The organism is Rossellomorea orangium (genome assembly GCF_019334305.1).
In the GTDB taxonomy this organism is placed as follows: domain Bacteria; phylum Bacillota; class Bacilli; order Bacillales; family Bacillaceae_B; genus Rossellomorea.
In genome coordinates this window covers 353430-377843 of record NZ_JAHWGH010000018.1, presented here as the reverse complement: position 1 = coordinate 377843, position 24414 = coordinate 353430, and the positions used below count along the sequence as shown (strand labels likewise).

The following is a 24414-nucleotide window of genomic DNA, read 5'->3' as shown; positions in this document are numbered from 1 at the left end:
AGGCAAGTACGTAAATCAATAAAGTTATCGAACTAAGTTAAAAGGTTGATAGCTTTCATACGTATTTTTTTGTAAAATATAAAAAGGTTGCTTTCTACCTGTGAGGAGTTGAAAAGATGAGATTGCACACTTTGCTGGAAGTACTACCGTTTTTCTCAGTACAGGGTGAAGGGAATCCAGCTATTTCAAACATCGCGAACCACCATAAAAAAGTGAAGAATGGTGATTTATTTATCTGTATCAATGGATTAGAGGTTGATAGCCACTCGCTTTCCGGGGTGGCCGAAAAAAATGGTGCAGCAGCCATCCTTGCAGAGAGGACACTTGATGCAGACATTCCCGTCATTATTGTTCCTGATACGAAGAAAGCGATGGCCATATTAGCAGACTATTTCTATAAACAACCCTCCCACCAGCTTCTCTTGGTCGGGGTGACAGGAACAAACGGAAAAACCACGACCACCCATCTAATTGATCAGGTTTTCACCCAGAGCGGGATGAAGACCGGTTTAATCGGAACCATGCATATTAAAGTGGGTGATGAGTTGGAAGTCAGCCATAACACGACTCCTGACAGTTTAACCCTTCAACGGACATTTAGGCGATTTTGTGATAAAGGGGTGCGATCCGCCATCATGGAGGTTTCTTCCCATGCACTGGATCAAGGGCGTGTACACGGCTGCGACTATGATATCGCAGTGTTTACAAACCTCTCCCAGGATCACCTGGATTATCACAAGTCCATGGATGATTATCGGAACGCGAAAGGCTTATTGTTTTCCCAATTAGGGAATACTTATTTTAAGAAATCCCCTAAATACGCCATTATTAATAAGGATGACGAAGCAGCAGATTACTTTATCCGGTCCACAGCCGCCCACGTACTTACATATGGTCTCCATTCTTCGGCTGACTTTTTTGCTAAGGATTTGGTGCTCGGGGCAACCGAGTCCGTATTCACACTTGTGTCCCCATTCGGGGAATGGGAGATGGTTTTAAAGTATGCTGGGAAATTCAATGTTTACAATGCACTTGCTGCCTTAGCTACAGCGTTCGCTGCGGGCATACCGATCGAAGATAGTATAAGGAGCCTTGAGAAGGCAAAAGGGGTCAGGGGGCGATTTGAAACGGTTTCTGAGGGTCAGCCTTTTTCAGTCATCATTGATTATGCACATACCCCGGATGGATTGAAAAACGTACTCGAAACCACCCGGACGATCACAAACGGCAAAGTGATAGTAGTCGTCGGTTGTGGAGGGGACAGGGATAGGATCAAAAGGCCTATTATGGCGGAAATCGCGTGTGATTACGGAGATTATGCGATTTTCACCTCTGATAATCCCAGGACAGAGGATCCCGTGAGTATATTAAAAGATATGGAATCGGGAGTGTTCGGTAAACAATACCAATTGATCATTGATCGTAAAGAAGCGATCAAGGAAGCGTTGAATCTTGCACAACCTGGAGATGTGGTGTTGATTGCCGGGAAGGGTCATGAAACGTATCAGATCATAGGAAACGATGTGTTCGATTTTGATGATCGGGAAGTTGCGAGAAACTTCATCAAGGGGATGTGAAAATGCTTTTTTATGATGAAGTGAAGAGATTGTTTCCAGATACCAAAGGAATTCACTTGCCGGGATTTACGTTTTTAATAGTTTCTAATTCAACTAGTATGACGATGGAGAAGGGACTTTATGTCCCTTTTAGTGATGAAATCGATCTTTTAAAGAGTATTGAAATGGGTGCGATCGCTTCCCTATGGCGGAAAGATGATCCCATTCCATCTTATGTTCCGAATCACTTTCCATTATTTATGGTTGATGATGTATACCTGGCTTATGTACACTTACTAGAGAATTACAAACAAAATTACAATCAAGAAAAGTGGGAAATTATGACGAAGTTTATATTTACTAATGAATCTAATTATCAAGCAGTGGATTTATCCTTGAACGAATCCTCTCATGAGCTGGATACGACAAAAGAAAAAGGAGGGGAATAGCCATGATGGAACAAGTGATACTTTTTACGATAATCATGTCATTTTTAATAACCGTACTGCTTGCCCCTGTGTTTATTCCTTTCCTCAGAAGATTGAAGTTTGGACAAAGCATCCGGGATGAAGGTCCGCAGTCACACCAGAAAAAGACCGGAACACCGACGATGGGCGGGATCGCGTTCCTGGTTTCGATTGTCATTACAACATTTGTCATGACTGGGAAATACTCTGATCCTGGCCCCGAGACATATTTAATGATCATGGTCACCGTAGGTTTCGGATTATTGGGATTTTTGGACGACTTTATTAAAGTCGTGATGAAACGGAATTTGGGATTGACTTCCAAGCAGAAACTGCTCGGTCAAATTATTATTTCGGTTATTTTTTATCTCATCTTTAAGCAGAATGACTTTCCGACCACGGTGTCGATTCCATTAACGGATTTTTCCATTGAATTAGGATGGTTTTACTGTGTATTTATCATCTTTTGGCTGGTCGGATTCTCAAACGCTGTCAACTTGACGGATGGTCTGGACGGACTCGTATCCGGAACGAGTGCGATTGCCTTTGGAGCACTGGCCGTGCTTGCATGGAGCCAATCGCAATATGATGTTGCCATCTTCGGTGTGGCGGTTGTGGGAGCGGTCCTGGGCTTTCTCGTATTTAATGCCCATCCTGCCAAAGTATTCATGGGGGATACTGGATCTCTTGCACTGGGTGGGGCGATCGCAGCGATTGCCATCCTGACCAAGCTTGAAATCATTCTAATCCTTATTGGAGGGGTTTTCGTAATCGAAACTCTTTCCGTGATCTTACAGGTCGCATCCTTTAAAACAACAGGAAAGCGGATCTTCAAGATGAGCCCTTTGCATCATCATTATGAATTGGTCGGATGGAGTGAGTGGCGTGTCGTCGTTACTTTTTGGACGGTGGGATTGCTGTTTGCCGTATTGGGAATCTATATCGAGGTGTGGTTATAAATGAAAAATACAACGAAATTCAAACATAAAAAAGTATTGGTATTAGGATTGGCAAAAAGTGGGGTAAGTGCTGCCTCTCTCCTACATAAGTTAGAAGCATTTGTAACGGTGAATGACCAAAAGCCTTTGTCAGAGAACCCTGAGGCGCAGGGACTCCTGCAGGAAGGGATCAAAGTCATATGTGGAAGTCACCCCATAGAGCTGATGGATGAGGGGTTTCAATATGTAATCAAGAATCCTGGAATCCCATACCATAATCCATTGATAAAAAAAGCAATGGAAAAGAATATTCCTATCTTAACCGAGGTGGAACTCGCTTATTTGATTTCTGAAGCAGAAATGATCGGGATCACGGGGACAAATGGAAAAACGACAACGACCACTCTCCTATTCGAAATGTTGAGGGAGGATAACCAAAAGCCACTAATAGCAGGGAATATTGGTACCGTCGCTTCTGAGGTTGCACAGAAAGCAAAAAAAGACGAGAAAATGGTAGTTGAACTTTCTTCCTTCCAACTGATGGGGATAGAGGAATTCGCTCCTCATATTGCGATTATTACAAATCTCTATGATGCTCATCTTGATTATCATGGGGACTTGACAGAATATTGGAAAGCGAAATCCAATATTACAAAAAATCAAACCGAAAATGATTATCTGATCATCAATGGGGACCAGGAGCATGTACATAAAGCGATAAGCTTTACAAAAGCTCAGGTGATACTCTTCTCAACACAAAAAGTAGTACAAGGAGGAGCCTATATTAAAGATCGGGCGATTTATTTCAAGGAGGAACGTGTCGTTGAACTGGACTCAATCGTCCTGCCTGGCGCTCATAACCTTGAAAATATCCTTTGTGCCGTTGTGGCTTGTAAAATCTATGGTGTATCCAATGACAGTATCAAGAAGGTACTGAGTACGTTTGGAGGAGTGAAACACCGCACCCAATTCGTCAAGGAAGTAAAGGGGATTAAATTCTATAATGATTCTAAAGCAACGAACAGCCTGGCGACGAAAAGCGCCCTTGATGCATTTAACTCTCCTACCATATTGCTGGCGGGAGGGTTGGACCGGGGGAATGAATTCGATGACCTGATACCTTACCTGTCCAATGTTAAAACGTTGATCACCTTTGGGGAAACGTCAGCTAAGCTCGTGAAGACAGGAGAAGCAGCAGGGATACAAACCATCATTCCTGTCGATAATGTTGAAAAGGCAGTTCCGGTTGCTTATGAGCACGCAAAGGAAGGGGATATCGTATTGTTATCCCCGGCATGTGCGAGTTGGGATCAATATCGTACTTTTGAACAACGTGGTGACATTTTTATCGAGGCCGTGCATAAGCTTTAAAGAGGGCTTGTCTATATAGAGCATCGATACTTAACCATTTTAGACATCAGGATTAGATTTCATTGCTCGAACGGCTCTAAATTTGTCAATTCGAGGTGTTTACGCTTGCCTTTAAAAAAATCGACTCCCGATTTTATTCTCATTATGGTTACACTCACTTTACTTGCCATTGGTTTGATCATGGTGTACAGTGCCAGCGCCGTTTGGGCCGATTACAAATTCGATGATTCCTTTTTCTTTGCAAAAAGGCAGGTGCTCTTTGCTGGTGTGGGATTAGTTGCCATGTTCTTCATCATGAACGTAGAGTACTGGACATGGAGAAAATGGTCAAAAGTCATTATTATCGTTTGTTTCGTTCTTCTTGTCCTGGTATTAATACCCGGTATAGGCGTATTGAGGAATGGTTCAAGAAGCTGGATAGGGGTCGGTGCCTTTTCAATTCAGCCTTCCGAGTTCATGAAACTGGCCATGATTGCTTTCCTGTCAAAGTATTTATCTGAGAATCAAAAGTACATTACTTCTTTTAGAAAAGGAGTCCTGCCTGCACTGTTGCTCGTCTTTACAGCTTTTGGAATGATTATGCTGCAGCCGGATTTAGGAACAGGTACTGTAATGGTCGGGACTTCCGTTGTAATGATTTTTATATCAGGGGCAAGGATAAAACATTTCGTAGGCCTTGGAATGATCGGTTTGTTGGGGTTTGTGGGGCTCGTCATTTCTGCACCCTACAGGATTAAACGGATAACCTCCTTCTTGGACCCCTGGCAGGACCCGTTAAACAGTGGATTCCAAATTATTCAATCCTTATATGCAATAGGGCCGGGAGGTTTATTCGGCTTAGGACTGGGTCAGAGCAGACAGAAGTTTTTCTACTTACCGGAACCACAAAATGACTTTATATTTGCCATTCTGGCAGAGGAACTCGGATTTATTGGGGGAACTTTGGTACTGATCCTATTTTCATTAATCTTATGGAGGGGTATCAGGATCGCGTTGGGTGCACCCGACTTGTTTGGAAGCTTTCTCGCTTTAGGAATCGTATCCATGATTGCCATACAGGTGATGATCAATGTAGGGGTAGTAACAGGGCTGATGCCCGTGACGGGAATCACATTGCCATTCCTTAGCTACGGGGGATCATCTTTGACGCTTATGCTCATGGCTGTTGGAGTCCTGTTAAATATCAGCCGCTACACGAGGAATTAACGTTTCATAATAGAGATTGACGAGAGAAACAGAATGGTAGAAGTGGAGAGCGATCCATAAAGATCGTTTTCTTGCTCCTCCCGTTGTACTCGTCGGTCTCTATTTTTCTGATTGTGAAATAAAACAAATAAATTCCAAGTATTTAAAGAAATAACGATAGGATATTCAAAGAAGGGATGTTACAATAAATTACATATACGTAATTCATAATAATCATACCTTTTCAAAATAAAGGAGAGTTTGTTACTTTTGTTAACCAAAACTTTTACAATTCAATGACATGCATTCATAATGCTTCAATTGTTGTTTAAAATAGGGTCCAAGAGTGAATTACATAAGGTGGCCATCTTTTTAGAAAGTGAATAAACGTACATATGCTAAAAGTGGTATGAACAATCCATCTTAGCGAATCCTGTCATCAGAGGATAAGAAGACTTGTTGTCACCGGGTAACACTTATTAACAATTATTCTGTTTCAAACAAAGGTTTATGGCAGAAAACGTTCTGTTCCTCTTTCAACAAGTGATGCCTTCGTATAAAATAGGGGGTATCCCAATATAAAGAGTACTTTCATTATAAGACGAGATGAGTATATCTTATCCATGACATAATGAATCAAAAGTGAAATTGAGGAGAACGAAATGAAAAAAGAAAATGTTGTTTCCATTGAAGATCGAATTCCTAAATTAAAACAACACCGAAAAAAGAAGGCAAATCGCAGACTTATGTTATTACTTTCTTTATTCTTCCTGATGATTTTGTCGGTTGTTTATTTTCAATCGCCCCTTAGTCATGTGAAGACGGTGGATGTTAATGGGAATGAACTGATTTCTAATAAGAAAGTTCTTCAAGAAAGTGGAATTGACAGTGGCATGAATGTTTGGAGTGTAAACAAAGATAAGACCGTGGAACAATTAAAGAAGCTGCCCGAAGTGAAGGATGCGAAGGTTGAACTGACATTCCCGAATTCTTACGAAATAACCATTCATGAATATGATAAGAAAGCGTACCTCTCTAAGGGGAACAAATTCTTTGTCATATTATCGAATGGAAAGGTCCTGGATAAAGGGACCGGGGCGGTACCCGTCGATGCTCCCCTATTAAGGGGATTCGAAGAAGATAAAGTCCTGGTCAAAATGGTGAAGGAATTAGGCGAGCTACCAGATGAAGTTCAACATCTCATTTCAGAGATCAATCTCGTCCCTAAGAAAACAGATCAATATCATTTGACTCTATTTATGAACGATGGGTTCGAAGTGAGTGCAACCATTCGAAGTTTCTCTGAGAAAATGGTGCATTATCCTTCGATTGTCAGTCAATTAGATCCTGAAGTTAAAGGGGTCATTGATTTAGAGGTTGGTTCTTATTTCAGAGCATACGAAACGGAAGGTGAACAAAGCAATGAAGAGGATGAGGGTGAGAGGTAAGCACGTGATCCTCTCTCTTGTGTGTCTGGTTTTGGGTTTCATCCTTGCTTTTTCATTCAGTCTGGCAAACACAGAACAAGCAGAACTTGGGAATCGGACGAATGGTCAATGGAAACAGGAAGAAGCATTAAGAGATCAAATCCTGGAGTATCAGCAGAAGAACAATCAGCTGCAGGAAAAGCTTTATGAGAAACAGGAGAAGATCGGGAATATGGAGAAAGAATTTTCTAAAGAGAAACAAATTTATTTTAATTTGGCAGAAGATGCCGAGAAGTATCGAATGTACCTGGGCAAGACGAAAGTGAAAGGTCCGGGTGTAACCGTTACTTTATCAGATGCCCAGTATGATCCTGAAGAAGAGAACGCCAATAATTATATTGTGCATGAACACCATGTATTCAAGGTCATTAACGAATTATATATAGCAGGGGCTTCTGTGGTTGCCATTAATGGGCAAAGGCTGAAGCATGATTCATACATACTTTGTAATGGTCCAGTCATACAGATTGATGGGATCGATTACCCTGCTCCGTTCAAAATCACGGCAATCGGTGATCCGGACGTACTATCCTCTGCCATGAATATCAATGGCGGAGTGAAAGATCAGCTAGTGAATGATAATATCATCTTTGAAATGAAAAAAGAGAATACGGTCATCCTGGAACCTACGATTGGTGAATCGTAATCCTGCTTGCATAAAAGCGGATGATAGACTTTATTCAGGATGAGGGTCAGTTTTGAAAGTAAGGTGCACTAAATGGATAACAAACTGAAAATCAGCTTTACAGTCATTACGGTGATAATCGGATTTATGGTCGCCATTCAGTTTCAGACTGTAAAAGAGCCGGTGGTCCGGGATACACGGGATATTTGGGAGCTGAGGGAAGCTCTTTTGAAAGAGAAGGAAGTTAACTCCAATTTATTGTCTGAAACGCGTTCCGTAGAAGCAAAGCTTGAACAATACAAGACAGAGCAACAATCAAGTCCCGAACAGGCACTGAAGCAGACGCTGGAGGAATTAAAGACTGAAATGGGACTGACTGAAAAGACTGGCCCCGGACTCATCCTGACCATTGAGCCTTCAATGGAGGAAATCCTTCTCGGAGAAAAGGTTCAGAACGTTTCCCCGGAACTTTTGGAAAGGCTTGTAAATGAACTGAATCAGTATGATGCTGTTGATATTGCGATTGATGGTCATCGATTGATCAACACTTCAGTCATAAGGGATATTAACGGAGATACGAAGGTAGATGGCAATACGATAAAAAAAATCCCGTTCGAGGTACGAGTGCTGACCAAAGATGTAAAAGCAGCCAAGGATTTGTATAACCGCATGCAGGTTTCCAGGTCAGTGGAAGATTTCTTTATCGATAACCTTCGGGTGAACATTTCAAAACCTTTAGAAAAGCTGGTGCTTCCGGAATATAAGGATACAATCCGGGTCCGTTTCATGGAACCGGTTAAGGAAAGAGGAGGGAACGAGTAATATGTGGCTTCCCGTTTTAGGGTTGCTAGTAGGGGTCTTCCTTGGGCTTCTCACAGATATTAGGATTCCAGAAGAATATTCCAATTATTTATCGATTGCGGTTTTGGCAGCCTTGGATACATTATTTGGCGGTATTCGTGCCCACCTCCAAAATATTTATGATGATAAGGTCTTTGTTTCTGGATTCTTTTTTAATATTTTACTAGCAGCAAGTTTAGCTTTTCTGGGGGTACATCTTGGTGTAGACTTATATTTGGCGGCTGTTTTTGCTTTTGGAGTAAGATTATTCCAGAACATAGCAGTGATTAGACGAATAATGATTAGCAATTGGTCAAATAATCAAGAAAAAAGAGAAAAAAATTAGAATTTTAAAAGGGAATCGTTTTTGTTACGACGAATATCATATTAAGATATACTTAGAATCATGTTTTTCTAGGATTGTTGTTCCAAATAAACATTCTTTAAGGAGGTGCCATAGAGTGAACAGCAATGAAATTTACGTTAGCCTAGACATCGGTACATCCACAGTGAAAGTAATCATTGGTGAAATGACGAATGATTCCTTAAACATAATCGGTGTAGGAAATGTGAACTCAGAAGGAATCAGAAAAGGTTCCATCGTAGATATAGACGAAACTGTTCATACAATCAAGAAGGCAGTTGAACAAGCTGAAAGGATGGTCGGTTTATCAATAAGTCAGGTCATCGTAGGCATTACAGGAAATCATGTTTCACTTCAATCCTGTCATGGAGTTGTGGCAGTATCGAGTGACAACAGGGAGATTGGCGATGAAGACGTTCTGAGAGTGATGGATGCAGCCCAGGTTGTTTCGATACCTCCAGAAAGGGAAATCATCAATGTGATCCCAAGACAATTCATTGTTGATGGGTTGGATGAGATTACAGATCCACGTGGAATGATCGGTGTTCGGCTGGAAATGGAAGGGACCATCATTACTGGATCTAAGACGATTTTACATAATACTCTCAGGTGTGTAGAGAAGGCTGGACTTGAAATTGTCGATATCGTCCTTCAGCCACTAGCTGCAGGTACGGTTGCTTTATCCAAGGATGAAAAGAACCTTGGGGCTGCCTTGATCGATATCGGTGGCGGTTCTACAACCATCGCTGTTTTTGAACAGGGGCACCTGAAGGCTACGACTGTGCTTCCCGTTGGCGGAGAGCATATCACAAAAGATTTGTCGATCGGTTTACGGACATCGACGGACGATGCGGAAAAAATCAAAACGAAATATGGACATGCTTTTTATGACCACGCGTCAGAAGATGAAGTGTTCAGTGTGCCAATTATTGGCAGTGATCAACATCAGCAATTTAATCAATTAGAAATTTCTGATATCATAGAAGCAAGGCTGGAAGAGATCCTGGACCTCATAAGCCATGAGTTGAAGCGATTGGGAATCAGGGATCTGCCAGGTGGATATGTACTGACTGGTGGTGTAGCAAATCTTCCAGGTGTGTTAGAATTAGCACAAATCGTTTTCCAAAATCGTGTACGCGTGGCAATTCCTGATTATATCGGAGTAAGGGAACCCCAGTATACGACAGCAGTTGGATTGATCAAATATGCTCAGAAGAATGCTAGATTGCAAGGAAGATCTGTAAGCGCAGAACCGGTGCCCGTAGAGGCCGCCGAGAAGCGTCAATCAAAACCCGCTAATAAAAAGCCAAAGCCTGCAAAGGTAAAAGAAGAAGAACATGAAGATGAAAAGGCCATGTCAAAAGTGAAAAAGTTCTTTGGATACTTCTTTGAATAAATAAAGGAATCCATAGATTCGACGAGTTAGGAGGATTTGTCATGTTGGAGTTTGATACAAATTTAGATTCATTAGCGACAATAAAAGTTATTGGTGTCGGTGGCGGAGGAAACAACGCCGTAAACCGCATGATCGAACATGGTGTTCAAGGTGTTGAATTTATCGCAGTCAATACGGATGCACAGGCTTTGAATCTATCTAAAGCTGAAATAAAGATGCAAATCGGTGGCAAATTAACCAGGGGATTAGGTGCAGGTGCCAATCCTGAAGTTGGTAAAAAGGCTGCTGAAGAAAGTAAAGAGCAGATCGAAGAGGCCCTTAGAGGGGCGGACATGGTCTTTGTTACGGCCGGAATGGGCGGAGGAACAGGTACTGGTGCAGCACCGGTAATCGCTCAAATCGCCCGTGAAATTGGCGCGTTAACAGTCGGTGTCGTGACACGACCATTTACATTTGAAGGCAGAAAGCGTTCAAACCAAGCAAGCGGTGGTATCGCGGCCATGAAGGAAGGCGTAGATACCCTTATCGTCATTCCAAACGATCGCCTGCTAGAAATCGTGGACAAGAGCACTCCAATGCTTGAAGCTTTCCGTGAAGCTGATAATGTTTTACGTCAGGGTGTGCAAGGTATCTCGGATCTCATCGCTACACCTGGTCTGATCAACCTGGATTTTGCAGATGTTAAGACGATCATGTCTAACAAAGGATCAGCGCTAATGGGTATCGGAGCAGCATCAGGTGAAAACCGTGCCACTGAAGCAGCGAAAAAAGCAGTCTCAAGTCCATTGCTTGAGACATCCATCGACGGTGCTCAAGGTGTCCTGATGAACATTACAGGAGGAACGTCATTGAGCCTATACGAAGTTCAGGAGGCGGCTGACATCGTAGCATCTGCTTCAGATCAAGAAGTAAACATGATCTTCGGTTCAGTCATCAATGAAGATTTAAAAGATGATATTGTCGTTACCGTCATCGCAACAGGTTTCAATGAAGAGGTCATCCAGCCTCCAAAACAAACACGACCAACATTTGGTGGAATGAAACCAAATCAAAGTCCAAACCCAAGCCCATCGGTTAAAAGGGAACAGCCTAAACGGGAAGAGCAGCCTCAACAACAAGAGCCTGTGAGAACTTCTTCCAATCAAGGTGCTGAAGAAACATTGGACATCCCAACATTCCTTCGCAACCGTAACCGTCGGAGATAATTACCGATTATAAACAAAAACCCCCAAGGTATCTTACCTTGGGGGTTTTTGCTTTCGCTTTCATTATTCCCCTCTAAAATCATAGCGAGAATCCCCTTATATTTAATGACATTTTTCGTTTATATCTCCGAAAAGTTTTCCTTCTAAGCATACAAAAAATGACAACCTTTAAAAGGTATGTACGATATACTTCTGATAAGTCATTCCTCTGGTGACTTTTAGCTGCTGGGTGAAATGTGAAAAGGAGGGTAGAGATTGACTTTATATTTGGATGTCATCTGGTTGTTGAATCTGTTAGTAGACTTTTTCCTTCTATGGTTAACAGGGATCATCTTAAAGAGACAATATGCCCTCTGGAGAATCGGGGTCGGCAGTTTGATAGGCTCTATCATTATTCTCCTGGCTTTTTCACCATTTGCTCATTTTACTGGGAACCCTTTTGTAAAATTATTATTTTCCGTTGTCATGGTATTTTCAGCTTTTGGTTATAGAAGATTGCGCTATTACTTATCTAATCTTTTTATGTTCTATTTCGTCACCTTCTTTACCGGTGGAATTTTAATAGGGACTCATTATTTTATAAGCTTTGATCCAAGCAGGGAATCATCCATGCTGCTTGCAAGCATACGCGGATTTGGTGACCCGATAAGCTGGGTATTTGTAATGCTCGCACTGCCGCTTGCCTGGTATTTTTCAAAAGGCAGGGTGGAGAGCATTGAGCATGTGAAGCTTCAATATGATCAGCTCCTGGAAGTGAGTATTAAGATTGAAGATTTTCATTGTACGGTCTCAGGACTTGTAGACAGCGGAAACCAGCTTCAGGACCCAATCTCCAAAAACCCTGTCATGATCTTATCCATTGCAGGAATCGAGGGTGATATCCCTCATGATATGCGAGCACTTTGCCATGAAGTTGAAGAGATTTTTTCTGGTGAGAAAGAAATCGGCGCCTGCTGGTCTGACAGGATGCGTATAATACCGGCACAATCGGTAGGAAGGAAAAGTCAGCTTCTCGCTGCCATAAAGCCTGATTCATTAGTATTGAAAGATCATGAATCTGAATGGGCCATACCCAATGGATTGATTGCTTTTAGGGAAGAGCCTCTTTCAGCAGACGGGAATTTTCAAGCGATCGTCCATCCGAAAATGGCTTCACGGAAACCGGTACTCAATGTTTCTTGATTCAATTATTACTACTATACTCACAATTTAAAGAAATAGAAGGGGGAGCAACAATGAAAAAATTCAAATTCAAATTTTTATACTACTGGTACAAACTGTTAATCAAACTTGGACTGAAAACAGATGAAATTTACTACATAGGTGGTAGCGAAGCGCTTCCTCCTCCATTGTCGAAAGAAGAGGAAGAGGTACTACTCAATAAATTGCCCAATGGAGATAAGGCAGCAAGATCATTATTAATTGAACGAAACTTAAGATTAGTCGTTTATATTGCCCGGAAATTTGAGAATACCGGGATAAACATTGAGGACCTGATCAGTATCGGTACTATCGGCCTCATAAAAGCGGTGAATACCTTTAATCCAGAGAAAAAAATCAAGTTGGCGACTTATGCATCAAGATGCATCGAGAATGAGATTCTGATGTATTTAAGACGGAACAATAAGATAAGGTCTGAAGTTTCATTTGATGAACCCCTTAATATCGACTGGGATGGAAATGAATTACTATTATCCGATGTACTTGGTACGGATGAGGATATCATCACCAAAGACCTTGAAGCTACCGTTGATAAAAAGTTGCTTTTCAATGCCCTTCATCAGCTTTCGGAACGGGAAAAACAAATCATGGAGCTTCGTTTCGGCTTGATGGGAGAAGAAGAAAAAACCCAGAAAGACGTTGCGGATATGCTCGGTATTTCGCAATCCTATATATCCCGCTTAGAAAAAAGAATCATTAAGCGCTTAAAGAAAGAATTTAATAAAATGGTTTAACGTTTAAAGCCGAACTTTTCCATGGAAAAGTTCGGCTTTTCTTGTTCCATTGATTCTTAAAAAAATGGCTGCTTTCGCAAAGATTGTTGCTAACCGCATACGTTGCTCTTCCATTTAAGATCTGGTGCAGGAGGGTGAAGGGAACAGTCCCGCTTTCCACGGACGTTCGGCCGAGCCTCCTCAGCAAAAACCGCTTCCGGGGTCTCAGCACGCCCGTTTTCCGTAGGAGTCTACGCAAGTTGCCTTCACCCTTTTACGTAGTAAGTTGCTGACAGAGCAAAATGGTTTGTGACCATTATGCCACTGCTATCTCATGCATTGCAGTGGCTTTATTATTTTATAGTCCTTTATTCTTTTTAAACGGAGCAATCTCTACATTTCCTTTGTGTTTGTTAAACACTTCTTCTGGATAGTTGATTGTTCCGGAAGGTGCTCGACTCCTGCGGGAATAGCGTGAAAGTTGAGACCCCACAGGGCAAAGCCCGAGGAGGCTCAACTCACGCCCCGCGGAAAGCGAGCACCTGTAGCGGAAATCAACCGCCACTCGCCACATCCAAAAGCAACAATGTTTACGAAAACAGCCAAAAAAATTTACCACTCATTTAACCAGATGGCAGAAGGGATTCGGAATATGTCGACCACAGCTTGTCAGATTGAAATGCATATTTTTCCTCTTCAAGGAAATACTGAATTTTGTACAGCAGCTCCTACAAGGAGGGGAAAGAATGACACGTAATAAAGTCGAGATTTGTGGTGTGGATACATCCAAATTGCCAGTACTCAAAAATGATGAAATGAGAATACTTTTTAAAGAAATGCAGGCGGGGGACATCTCCGCACGTGAAAAACTGGTCAATGGTAATCTGCGCCTCGTCTTAAGTGTAATTCAACGCTTTAATAACCGTGGTGAATATGTTGATGATTTATTTCAAGTAGGGTGCATTGGATTGATGAAGTCCATCGATAATTTTGATTTAGGTCAAAACGTCCGATTCTCTACATACGCGGTTCCAATGATTATTGGTGAAATCCGTCGGTATTTGAGGGACAATAATCCAATAAGAGTGTCCCGTTCACTACGAGATATTGCGTACAAGGCTCTACAAGTAAGAGAGAAATTAATGGGGGAGACATCCAGGGAACCGACTGCAGAAGAAATTGCAAAAGTGTTGGATGTATCACACGAGGAGATCGTCTTTGCACTCGATGCCATTCAAGATCCTGTTTCACTGTTCGAACCGATCTACAATGATGGTGGAGACCCTATCTTTGTAATGGATCAATTAAGCGATGAAAAGAACCGTGATTTTCACTGGATTGAAGAAATTGCCCTTCAAGAAGGGATGAGACGTTTAAATGATCGTGAAAAACTCATCATCAGCAAACGCTTCTTCCAAGGAAAAACCCAAATGGAAGTCGCAGACGAAATCGGCATCTCACAAGCCCAAGTATCAAGACTCGAAAAAGCAGCAATCAAACAAATGAACAAAAATATTCAATGAAATAAGAAAAGCGGAGGCGGCTCGTTCAGCCCCGACAAGCACAATGAAAAATCCCCAAAAGGCGCTCTTTGCCTTATGGGGAATTTTCATTGTGACCTCGAGCCTCTAATCCCTGGAGCTGGAGAATAGAAAAGAAAGGCAGATATCCTTCGGGAAGGTCTGCCTTTCTTTTTGCTGCATACACTATAAATAACTAATATAAATAGGTGGAATGGTGTCTTAATGCCTTTTCACCATTATCAACCCATATGGATCAACTTGAAAAGAGGGTGAAGAAAGATGGTACGTATATCTGAGTTTCAGGTAAAAGATGTGGTGAGCATTTCAGACGGGCGGAAGTTAGGGAATATTGGAGATATTGAAATCAACCTGGATACAGGAAGGATCGAGGCTATTGTAATTGGCAGCGGTGGGAAACTATTAGGCTTTTTTGGCAAGGATGAAGATATTGTGATCCCCTGGAGCAGTATTGTGAAAATCGGCGAAGATGTGATACTGGTCAGATACAAAGACAGCCACTATATTCAAGGACAACTACAGGAACCGAAACAATCCCCCGAAACATGACGAATCTTCAAAGACTATGGTACACTTAATTAAAAAAGAAGGAGATTCAACGTGTTGAAAGAGCCTTTTGTATATGAATCAGAAGCTTATTACTCCATCGGTGAATGGACGGAAGGAAACCCAAAACTAATTGCAGGTATTACCACAAGAAGAGGCGGGGTAAGTTCCGAACCATTCGATACATTGAATATGGGGCTTCATGTAGGTGATGAGGAAACATCTGTCATTCACAATCGCCAACGGCTGGCAACAGATCTTGATATGCCTCTCTTTAGCTGGGTAGTGGCGGAACAAACACATGGGAACAACATTTATTCTCCATGCTTAAAGGACGCGGGGCAAGGTGCAACAGATTATAAGAGCAGCATTAAAGATACCGACGGATTCTTGACAGGGGAAAGGGATATTCTGTTAACCATGTGTTATGCAGACTGTGTTCCCCTTTATTTCCTGGACAGGGAAACAGGGATGGTCGGATTGGCTCATGCAGGATGGAAAGGGACGGTTCTTGGTATTGGTCCGAAAATGGTCAATGAATTCGTCAAGAAAGGGTCCTCCATTTCTTCATTGGAGGTCGTGATTGGTCCCTCGATATGCAGTGATTGCTACGTAGTGGACGATTATGTAATCGATAAAGTGAAAAAAACACTAGAAGATGAAAACAACTTACCCTATAATTTAAAGGAAGAGGGACAGTATAACCTCGACCTTAAAAAGCTTAATCAAAAGCTCTTGATTCATGGCGGGTTAAATCCTGATCAAATCCGTACTTCCAGTTTTTGTTCGTCCTGTCACGAAGAATTTTTCTCTTATCGTAGAGATGGTGGTAAAACGGGGAGAATAATGAGTTTTATTGGCTGGAAGGAGAAATAGAATGAAGGTAACAGAAAATCTTAAGGCTATCAAGGGACATATTCAAAGTGCCTGTGAACGAAGCGGAAGAACCTCAGAAGACATAACAATTGTCGCAGTCACCAAATACGTATCGATTGAACGGGCAGAAGAGGCGGTCGAAGCAGGTATCCTCCACTTAGGGGAAAATCGCGATGATGGACTGAGCTCCAAGTGGGAAGCACTTTCGGACAAGCCCTATTGGCATTTCATCGGTTCCCTGCAATCAAGGAAAGTCAAAAACATCATTGATAAAGTGTCATACATACATTCCCTGGATCGTTTGTCATTGGCGAAAGAAATTCATAAAAGGGCTGAAAAGCCTGTCTCTTGTTTCGTTCAAGTGAATGTATCCGGAGAAGGCTCCAAACATGGTATTCCACCCCATGAAGTAAAGGGATTTATTGATAGTTTAAAAAACTATTCCAATATTAAAGTGGTAGGATTAATGACGATGGCTCCACATACAGATGATGAAGCATTTTTGCGCTCTTGTTTCAGGCAGCTGAAGACAATTCAAGATGACGTGCAATCACTGAAGCTTCCTTACGCCCCTTGTACAGAATTATCCATGGGGATGAGCAATGATTACAGGATTGCAATCGAAGAAGGTGCCACGTTTATTCGTATTGGAACTGCATTAGTTGGAAATGACTGAGAGGGGATGAATAAAAATGGGTATTAAGTCAAAGTTCAAGACATTCTTTTTGCTGGATGAAGATGAATATGAATATGAAGAAGAAAAGTACGAAGAAGAATACGAGGAGAAAAAGCCTATGAAGTCGCAGCTGTCTAATTCAAAACAAAATGTTGTGAGCCTTCAAAGTGTACAGAAATCTTCAAAAATGATTCTTGTTGAACCAAGAGTTTATGCGGAGGCCCAGGAAATAGCAGACCATCTGAAGAATCGCAGGTCTGTACTCGTTAATCTTCAGCGGATACAACATGATCAGGCAAAGCGGATCGTCGATTTTCTCAGTGGCACAGTTTATGCCATCGGAGGCGACATTCAGCGTGTAGGCGATAATATTTTTCTGTGCACACCAGACAATGTAGAAGTAAGCGGTAATATTTCTGAGTTCTTGAAAGAGGAAGACCTATCAGATTCGAGGTGGTAATGTAAATTATGTTGTGGGTTTATCAAATTTTAATTAATTTAATTCAAATTTACTCATGGGCGTTGATCATATATATTTTAATGTCCTGGTTCCCGAATGCAAGAGAGACAGCGATTGGGCAATTCCTTGCTAGAATCTGTGAACCGTACCTGGAACCATTCAGACGGATTGTTCCATCGATCGGGATGATTGATATTTCACCAATTGTGGCATTCATTGTATTAAACCTGGCGCAATCAGGTTTAACGCAATTATTTAGATGGCTTATTTAATTGGAGCTGTAACCCATAAAGGACTGAAACCGGTCAATCCGTTTCAGTCCTTTTATTTTGGGTAAAACAAGGAGGGGATGAACTCATGTCTTCAATTTATCAACACTTTAGACCTGATGAGAAAGAGTTTGTAGATGCTGTCTTAGAGTGGAAGGATTCTGTAGAACACCAATATGCACCGAAACGGACGGACTTTTTGGATCCAAGACAGCAGCATATTGTCGAGTCGATTATAGGAAACAACGATGAAATCCGGCTTTCTTTCTTTCCGGAAGATACGGAACGGAAACGAGCATTAATATATCCCTCCTATTTTCAGCCGCAGGAAGAAGATTTTGGTATAAAGGTATTTGAAATACAGTATCCATCGAAGTTTGTTACAATAGAACATAGGCAGGTATTAGGGACCCTTATGTCTCTTGGATTAAAACGGGATAAATTCGGGGATATTGTGACCGGTGAAGAGGCCATCCATTTGTTGCTTGCAGATGAAATCTCAGATTACGTTCGCATGGAACTCACTCAAATTGGAAAAGCCAAGGCATCTTTAAAGGAAATACCATTGCATGAAAAAATGGAGAGTCAACAAGAGTGGCAGGACAAAACAACGACTGTCAGTTCATTAAGGCTTGATGTCGTACTCGCTGCAATTTACAATGATTCACGTCAAAAGGCTCAAACATTGATTAAGAGCGGTCATGTGAAAGTGAATTGGAAAACCGTTGAAAATCCATCTTTCGAAGTTGAAGCTTCAGATGTACTATCCGCAAGAGGATACGGAAGAAGTAAGTTACTGTCCTTAGAAGGAAGAACAAAACGGGATAAATGGCGAATTTCTGTTGGAATACTGAAATAATTTCAGAAAAATAAAGGAATTCCCCCACATACTGTCGAAATTTTAGTTATAATAAATATGTAATTCACCAAGTACTGGAGGTGGCTCCCATGCCTTTAACGCCATTAGACATACATAATAAAGAATTTAGTCGTGGCTTTCGTGGTTATGATGAGGATGAGGTTAATGAATTTTTAGATCAAATTATTAAAGATTATGAAATTCTGATCCGTGAGAAGAAAGAAACGGAAGAACGTTTAAACTCATTGAATGAACGTTTAGGTCATTTTACCAACATTGAGGAAACGTTGAACAAATCAATCGTCATTGCTCAAGAAGCAGGGGAAGAAGTCAAGAGAAATGCAATGAAAGAGTCAAAGCTCATCATTAAAGAAGCAGAGAAGAATGCTGATCGAATCGTGAACGAATCATTGTCAAAGGCCCGTAAGATTGCCATTGAGATTGAGGAGCTCAAAAAACAGTCAAAAGTGTTCAGGACCCGATTCAAAATGCTTATCGAAGCACAGCTTGATCTCCTAGATACAAATGATTGGGATCAATTGATGGAATTTGATCTGGATGCTACGGATTTAAAAACATTAAAAGAAGAAGAGACATTGTCTTGACGAAAAGCGCAATATTTTCATATAATTGAACAACACATTCTTAATTGTCATAGGTTAAGACAGGGACAGTACGTTCTTTTAAATACATCCTTTCTAGCGAGTCGGGGACGGTGTGAGCCCGACAAGGAAAAGAGAGCGGAATATCACCCTCGAGCCCTACTCATGAAATTCGGATAGAAGAGTAATGACTAGCGATTTATTCACGTTACGAATCTTAACAAGTGAAGATCATTTACGATCTTTATGAGGGTGGTACCGCGGGAAAGCTTTCTCGTCCCTTTATCAGGGATGAGAAAGCTTTTTTTATTTTAATATAAATGAGTAAAGTACACCTGTTCTGATTAAGACGCGAAGGATTTAGAAATGATGGCAATAAAGATTAACGATTTAGGAGGAAGAGTTTCATGGAATATAAAGATACTTTATTAATGCCAAAAACGGAATTCCCGATGAGAGGGAATTTACCGAAACGCGAGCCGGATACACAGAAGAAATGGGAAGAAATGAACATTTACCAACAGGTTCAGGAAAGAACAAGTGATCGTCCTTTATTCATCCTTCATGACGGACCTCCATATGCGAATGGTAATATTCATATGGGTCATGCGTTGAATAAGGTCCTCAAGGACTTCATCGTGCGATATAAATCCATGAGTGGATTTCACGCACCGTATGTTCCGGGTTGGGATACCCATGGGTTGCCGATCGAGCAGGCCTTAACAAATAAAGGCGTAAAACGCAAAGAAATGACGATCGCAGAATTCCGTAAATTATGTGAGGAATATGCATATGAGCAGGTGGATAATCAACGTAAGCAATTCAAACAATTAGGCGTACGAGGCGATTGGGATAATCCTTACATTACACTGAAGCCTGAATATGAAGCCCAGCAGATCAAAGTGTTCGGTGATATGGCGAAAAAAGGATACATCTATAAAGGGAAAAAGCCAGTCTATTGGTCACCATCAAGTGAATCAGCACTTGCTGAAGCAGAGATCGAATATCAGGATAAGCGTTCCCCATCCATTTATGTTGGATTTGCCGTTACAGATGGAAAGGGTGTCCTGGAGGAAGGAACCCAGCTCGTCATCTGGACGACAACTCCTTGGACGATTCCTGCCAATCTTGGAATCGCAGTTCATGCTGATCTTAGCTATGTCGTTGTCAATGTGAAGGGAAACAGCTATGTAGTAGCTGAAGATTTACTTGAAGAAGTAGCAAAGAATCTTGAGTGGGAAGACTATTCTGTATCCAAGAAGGTAATTGGTGCTGAGCTTGAGCGTATCGTTGCAAAACACCCGCTTTACGAGCGAGAGTCACTTGTCGTCCTTGGAGAGCATGTTACGACTGATTCTGGTACAGGTTGTGTTCATACAGCTCCAGGGCATGGTGAGGATGATTTCCTTGTAGGGAAAAAATATGGCCTTGAAGTGTTATGTCCTGTAGACGATAAAGGGGTTATGACATCGGAAGCTCCTGGCTTTGAAGGGTTATTCTATGACAAAGCCAATAAGCCGATTACTGATAAGCTTCAGGAAGTGGGTGCGTTACTCAAGTTAAACTTCATTACTCACTCCTATCCACATGATTGGCGTACGAAGAAGCCGGTTATTTTCAGAGCGACCGCTCAGTGGTTTGCATCTATCGATAAATTCCGTAAAGAGTTATTAGAAGCGGTAAATGAAACGAAATGGGTTCCGGCATGGGGAGAAACACGCCTCTACAATATGGTCAGAGATCGTGGGGACTGGTGTATTTCCCGTCAACGTGCATGGGGTGTGCCAATACCGGTATTCTATGCTGAAAATGGTCAGGAAATCATTACAGATGAAACGATTGATCATGTGTCTAAGCTCTTCCGTGAACACGGGTCGAATATTTGGTTTGAGAAAGAAGCGAAAGACCTTCTACCTGAAGGATTCACTCATGAAGGAAGCCCGAATGGGACGTTCACAAAAGAACAGGATATCATGGATGTCTGGTTTGACTCAGGTTCTTCGCATCAGGCAGTCCTTGAGGAACGAGAGGATCTACAACGTCCGGCAGATCTTTATTTAGAAGGCTCTGACCAATATCGCGGGTGGTTCAACTCATCTTTAACGACGAGTGTAGCCGTTTCTGGAAAAGCTCCATATAAAGGCGTATTGAGTCATGGATTCGCCCTGGATGGTGACGGAAGGAAAATGAGTAAGTCACTGGGCAATGTCATGGTTCCTGAGAAAGTCATGAAACAGCTCGGTGCCGACATTCTGCGCCTCTGGGTCGCATCTGTTGATTATCAAGCGGATGTACGCGTATCAGATCCTATTCTAAAGCAGGTAGCTGAAGTTTACCGAAAGATCCGTAATACCTTCCGTTTCTTATTGGGGAATCTTTCTGACTTTGATCCTAAATCCAATGCTGTATCGTTCGATCAGCTAAGAGAAGTCGATCAATTCATGCTTGTAAAGCTGAATGACCTCGTGAAAAATGTGAAAAACTCATACGATAAGTATGAATTTGCGAGCATCTATCATGCAGTGAATAATTTCTGTACATTGGATTTAAGTTCATTCTACTTGGATTTTGCCAAGGATGTTCTTTATATCGAGTCAGAAAATCATGACGAGCGTCGTGCGATTCAGACTGTCTTATATGAATGTCTTGTGTCCCTGACAAAACTGATGTCGCCAATCCTTTCTCATACAGCAGATGAGATTTGGGCATATATACCGGGAGCAGAGGGAGAAAGCGTGCAACTGACGGATATGCCTGAAGTGCAAACATTCGCCAATGCTGATGAATTGAAGAAAAAATGGAATGCATTCCTTGAATTGAGAGATGATGTACTAAAGGCTCTTGAGGAAGCACGTAACCAGAAGATTATCGGGAAATCGTTGACGGCTAAAGTGACTCTTTTCGTGAATGATGAAACGAAAGGCTTACTACATTCCATCAAAGAAGACTTAAAGCAATTATTTATCGTATCTGCCTTTGAAATAGGTGGAGCGGTAAATGAAGCCCCTGAGCATGCCTTAAGTCTTGGTGAAAACAATATCGTTGTCGAAAAAGCTGATGGTGAAACATGTGATCGCTGCTGGATTGTGACTCCAACAGTTGGCGAGGATAAAGATCATCCAACCCTATGCACACGCTGTGCGTCTGTTGTGAAAGAAAGCTATTCTCACCTGGCGTAATGAAAAGGTGACCTGCCGATCGGCGGGTCACCTTTTTTCTGTCTTTATACGCCCGCATTCAAATTCCATAATTGCTATATCTTGCAACACAATATTCATGACTATTTCCTCCATACTATAAGTGGAGGGATCAAGATGACATATGACCGATACACATCTATTGTAGAAGAGCTGATGACATCCTTACAGGAGCTTGAGGCAAGTCAATCTCAACATCCTTTAATACAGAAATATATTGACGAAGAAATTACCGAGGTGAAACAAGCTTTGGTTCGTATCCAGGATAATCAATTCGGATACTGTGAAATGAGCGGGGAAGAAATTCCTTTTGATTACATGATGATGAATCCAACCTGTACATCGATTGAGAATGCCTTAGACTGGAGAAGGTTTGGGAAGATTTCATCCTACTCCTGAATTTCTCTTGTGTTTCCATCAATCTCCTCTAGTTTCAGTGTCTTTATTTCCCCTTTTATGCTAAAATGCAAAGGTAATCAATTAACGATGTTCGGAGGTTGCCTTTGTGTATTATTATTTATTGGCTTTGATTGTTATTGGATTGGATCAATTAACAAAATGGTTGGTTGTGAGACGAATGACCGAGGGAGAAAGCATTTCGATTATCGATAATGTCTTTTATCTTACTTCTCATCGGAATCAAGGTGCAGCATGGGGAATCCTCCAAGGACAAATGTGGTTTTTTTATGTTATTACATTAGTTGTGATTGTAGGTATCGTGTATTATATGCAAGTCCATGCAAAAGGGCATTCTTTGTTTAGTCTTAGTCTCGCTTTTATGCTTGGTGGAGCAATTGGAAACTTTATTGATCGTGTCTTTAGAAAAGAAGTGGTCGATTTCTTAAATACATACATTTTTTCCTATGATTTTCCGATTTTTAATATTGCCGATGCAGCATTAACCATTGGAGTGGCATTGTTACTCATTTACATGTATTTAGACGAACGAAAAGCAAAGAAGGAGAACAAAAATGGAAGTAATTCAGCACAACATACTTGAAGAAGAACAGGGAGAACGTATTGACAAGGTTGTAAGTCAATTGAATAAAGAATGGTCCCGTTCCCAGGTCCAGCAATGGATTAAAGAAGGTCATATCAAAGTCAATGATGAAAATGTTAAACCAAACTTAAAATGTCCTTTGAACGCTGTGATTACGGTTTCGATCCCTGAACCGGAAGAATTGGATGTGGAACCGGAGAACTTACATCTGGATATCGCCTATGAAGATGGCGATGTCATCGTCGTGAATAAGCCAAAGGGGATGGTCGTCCATCCAGCTCCTGGACATTATTCAGGAACGATGGTGAATGGATTGATGTATCATTGTAAAGATCTTTCAGGCATCAACGGAGTTCTAAGACCGGGGATTGTCCATAGAATTGACAAGGATACATCCGGTTTACTCATGGTAGCCAAGAATGATATGGCCCATGAACATCTTGTAAACCAGTTAGTAGAGAAGTCTGTAACCAGGAAATATACGGCCATTGTACATGGCTTGATCCCACACGAATACGGGACGATAGATGCTCCGATCGGAAGGGACCCAAAAGATCGCCAGAGTATGGCTGTCGTAGATAATGGAAAACAAGCGGTCACCCATTTCAAGGTATTGGACCGATATAAAGATTTCACTCTCGTAGAATGTGAATTGGAAACAGGAAGAACCCATCAAATCCGGGTGCATATGAAGTACATCGGCTTTCCTCTGGCGGGAGATCCGAAATATGGTCCTCGTAAAACGTTGAGTATTGAAGGACAGGCCCTTCATGCCGGAGTGCTTGGCTTTGTTCATCCAAGAACGGAAGAATATATGGAGTTCCATGCAAAGTTACCTGAAGAATTCACAAAGTTGATTAACCATCTTGAAAATAACCGTTGACAAATTTCGACGTAAGCTTTATGATGTAATTAATTGAATACGTAACCTTTAATACGGTCCCGTGAGGCTGAGAAGGAGCAATGTACGACCAATTATATTGGCGTGCAATCGATTATAACGATAAGTCTGCCCTCTCA

General features: G+C 41.6%; 25 protein-coding genes and 1 other annotated feature. All 25 genes read left to right on the top strand.

All coding sequences use genetic code 11. The annotated features are described in order from the left end of the window. Positions 1-116: 116 nt before the first annotated feature. The 25 genes from KYJ26_RS19080 (at position 117) to KYJ26_RS18960 (ending at position 24277) form a co-directional block, all read left to right on the top strand. On the top strand, positions 117-1577 hold the full coding sequence (locus tag KYJ26_RS19080; protein ID WP_219169034.1) for a UDP-N-acetylmuramoyl-L-alanyl-D-glutamate--2,6-diaminopimelate ligase: 1461 nt from the start codon (positions 117-119) through the stop codon (positions 1575-1577). A gap of 2 nt (positions 1578-1579) precedes the next feature. Next, a complete protein-coding gene (locus KYJ26_RS19075; protein WP_219169032.1) occupies positions 1580-2005 on the top strand; it encodes a hypothetical protein in 426 nt (141 codons plus the stop codon). Positions 2006-2007: 2 nt separating this feature from the next. Further along, positions 2008-2982, top strand: a complete 975-nt coding sequence (mraY, locus tag KYJ26_RS19070; protein ID WP_219169030.1) for a phospho-N-acetylmuramoyl-pentapeptide-transferase — start codon at positions 2008-2010, stop codon at positions 2980-2982. Next, entirely contained in the window at positions 2983-4332 is a 1350-nt protein-coding gene (gene murD, locus KYJ26_RS19065; RefSeq protein WP_219169028.1) for a UDP-N-acetylmuramoyl-L-alanine--D-glutamate ligase, read from the top strand. A 105-nt stretch (positions 4333-4437) separates the two neighbouring features. Beyond that, positions 4438-5538, top strand: coding sequence for a stage V sporulation protein E (gene spoVE / locus KYJ26_RS19060; protein WP_219169026.1), 1101 nt, complete (start codon positions 4438-4440; stop codon positions 5536-5538). Positions 5539-6179: 641 nt separating this feature from the next. Continuing rightward, positions 6180-6965 (top strand): cell division protein FtsQ/DivIB, encoded by a 786-nt coding sequence (locus KYJ26_RS19055; RefSeq protein WP_219169024.1) that lies wholly within the window; start codon positions 6180-6182, stop codon positions 6963-6965. Beyond that, positions 6949-7650, top strand: coding sequence for a DUF881 domain-containing protein (locus tag KYJ26_RS19050; protein WP_257475147.1), 702 nt, complete (start codon positions 6949-6951; stop codon positions 7648-7650). The genes KYJ26_RS19055 and KYJ26_RS19050 overlap by 17 nt, the downstream gene beginning before the upstream one ends. Before the next feature lie 72 nt (positions 7651-7722). Beyond that, entirely contained in the window at positions 7723-8451 is a 729-nt protein-coding gene (locus tag KYJ26_RS19045) for a DUF881 domain-containing protein (RefSeq protein ID WP_219169020.1), read from the top strand. Position 8452: 1 nt separating this feature from the next. Further along, positions 8453-8815 (top strand): small basic family protein, encoded by a 363-nt coding sequence (locus tag KYJ26_RS19040; RefSeq protein ID WP_206851012.1) that lies wholly within the window; start codon positions 8453-8455, stop codon positions 8813-8815. A gap of 115 nt (positions 8816-8930) precedes the next feature. Further along, positions 8931-10229, top strand: a complete 1299-nt coding sequence (gene ftsA, locus KYJ26_RS19035; RefSeq protein WP_219169018.1) for a cell division protein FtsA — start codon at positions 8931-8933, stop codon at positions 10227-10229. A gap of 41 nt (positions 10230-10270) precedes the next feature. Continuing rightward, on the top strand, positions 10271-11434 hold the full coding sequence (gene ftsZ, locus KYJ26_RS19030) for a cell division protein FtsZ (protein WP_219169016.1): 1164 nt from the start codon (positions 10271-10273) through the stop codon (positions 11432-11434). Between the two features lie 255 nt (positions 11435-11689). Further along, complete coding sequence (gene spoIIGA / locus KYJ26_RS19025; protein ID WP_219169014.1) at positions 11690-12616, top strand: sigma-E processing peptidase SpoIIGA; 927 nt, start codon at positions 11690-11692, stop codon at positions 12614-12616. 53 nt (positions 12617-12669) lie between these two features. Next, a complete protein-coding gene (sigE, locus tag KYJ26_RS19020) occupies positions 12670-13389 on the top strand; it encodes an RNA polymerase sporulation sigma factor SigE (protein WP_219169012.1) in 720 nt (239 codons plus the stop codon). A gap of 725 nt (positions 13390-14114) precedes the next feature. Further along, positions 14115-14891 carry an RNA polymerase sporulation sigma factor SigG gene (sigG, locus tag KYJ26_RS19015; RefSeq protein WP_219169010.1) on the top strand — a complete coding sequence of 259 codons (777 nt, stop codon included), beginning with the start codon at positions 14115-14117 and terminating at the stop codon, positions 14889-14891. A 279-nt stretch (positions 14892-15170) separates the two neighbouring features. After that, on the top strand, positions 15171-15458 hold the full coding sequence (locus KYJ26_RS19010) for a YlmC/YmxH family sporulation protein (protein WP_219169009.1): 288 nt from the start codon (positions 15171-15173) through the stop codon (positions 15456-15458). A gap of 51 nt (positions 15459-15509) precedes the next feature. Beyond that, on the top strand, positions 15510-16331 hold the full coding sequence (gene pgeF, locus KYJ26_RS19005; protein ID WP_308807573.1) for a peptidoglycan editing factor PgeF: 822 nt from the start codon (positions 15510-15512) through the stop codon (positions 16329-16331). A 1-nt stretch (position 16332) separates the two neighbouring features. Then, positions 16333-17007: a YggS family pyridoxal phosphate-dependent enzyme gene (locus tag KYJ26_RS19000; protein ID WP_219169007.1), complete on the top strand. Its 675-nt coding sequence runs from the start codon at positions 16333-16335 to the stop codon at positions 17005-17007. Positions 17008-17023: 16 nt separating this feature from the next. Next, entirely contained in the window at positions 17024-17467 is a 444-nt protein-coding gene (locus tag KYJ26_RS18995; protein ID WP_060669857.1) for a cell division protein SepF, read from the top strand. Positions 17468-17475: 8 nt separating this feature from the next. Further along, positions 17476-17739, top strand: a complete 264-nt coding sequence (locus KYJ26_RS18990; RefSeq protein WP_219169005.1) for a YggT family protein — start codon at positions 17476-17478, stop codon at positions 17737-17739. Positions 17740-17824: 85 nt separating this feature from the next. Continuing rightward, positions 17825-18595, top strand: a complete 771-nt coding sequence (locus tag KYJ26_RS18985; RefSeq protein ID WP_219169003.1) for a YlmH family RNA-binding protein — start codon at positions 17825-17827, stop codon at positions 18593-18595. Between the two features lie 89 nt (positions 18596-18684). After that, on the top strand, positions 18685-19200 hold the full coding sequence (locus tag KYJ26_RS18980) for a DivIVA domain-containing protein (protein ID WP_098350955.1): 516 nt from the start codon (positions 18685-18687) through the stop codon (positions 19198-19200). A 47-nt stretch (positions 19201-19247) separates the two neighbouring features. Next, positions 19248-19482, top strand: a binding site (T-box leader). A 122-nt stretch (positions 19483-19604) separates the two neighbouring features. Then, entirely contained in the window at positions 19605-22376 is a 2772-nt protein-coding gene (ileS, locus tag KYJ26_RS18975) for an isoleucine--tRNA ligase (RefSeq protein ID WP_219169001.1), read from the top strand. Positions 22377-22511: 135 nt separating this feature from the next. Then, positions 22512-22793 (top strand): hypothetical protein, encoded by a 282-nt coding sequence (locus tag KYJ26_RS18970; protein WP_219168999.1) that lies wholly within the window; start codon positions 22512-22514, stop codon positions 22791-22793. 106 nt (positions 22794-22899) lie between these two features. Next, positions 22900-23394 carry a signal peptidase II gene (gene lspA / locus KYJ26_RS18965; RefSeq protein ID WP_219168998.1) on the top strand — a complete coding sequence of 165 codons (495 nt, stop codon included), beginning with the start codon at positions 22900-22902 and terminating at the stop codon, positions 23392-23394. Further along, positions 23366-24277 carry an RluA family pseudouridine synthase gene (locus tag KYJ26_RS18960; protein ID WP_219168996.1) on the top strand — a complete coding sequence of 304 codons (912 nt, stop codon included), beginning with the start codon at positions 23366-23368 and terminating at the stop codon, positions 24275-24277. The genes lspA and KYJ26_RS18960 overlap by 29 nt, the downstream gene beginning before the upstream one ends. Positions 24278-24414: the final 137 nt, after the last annotated feature.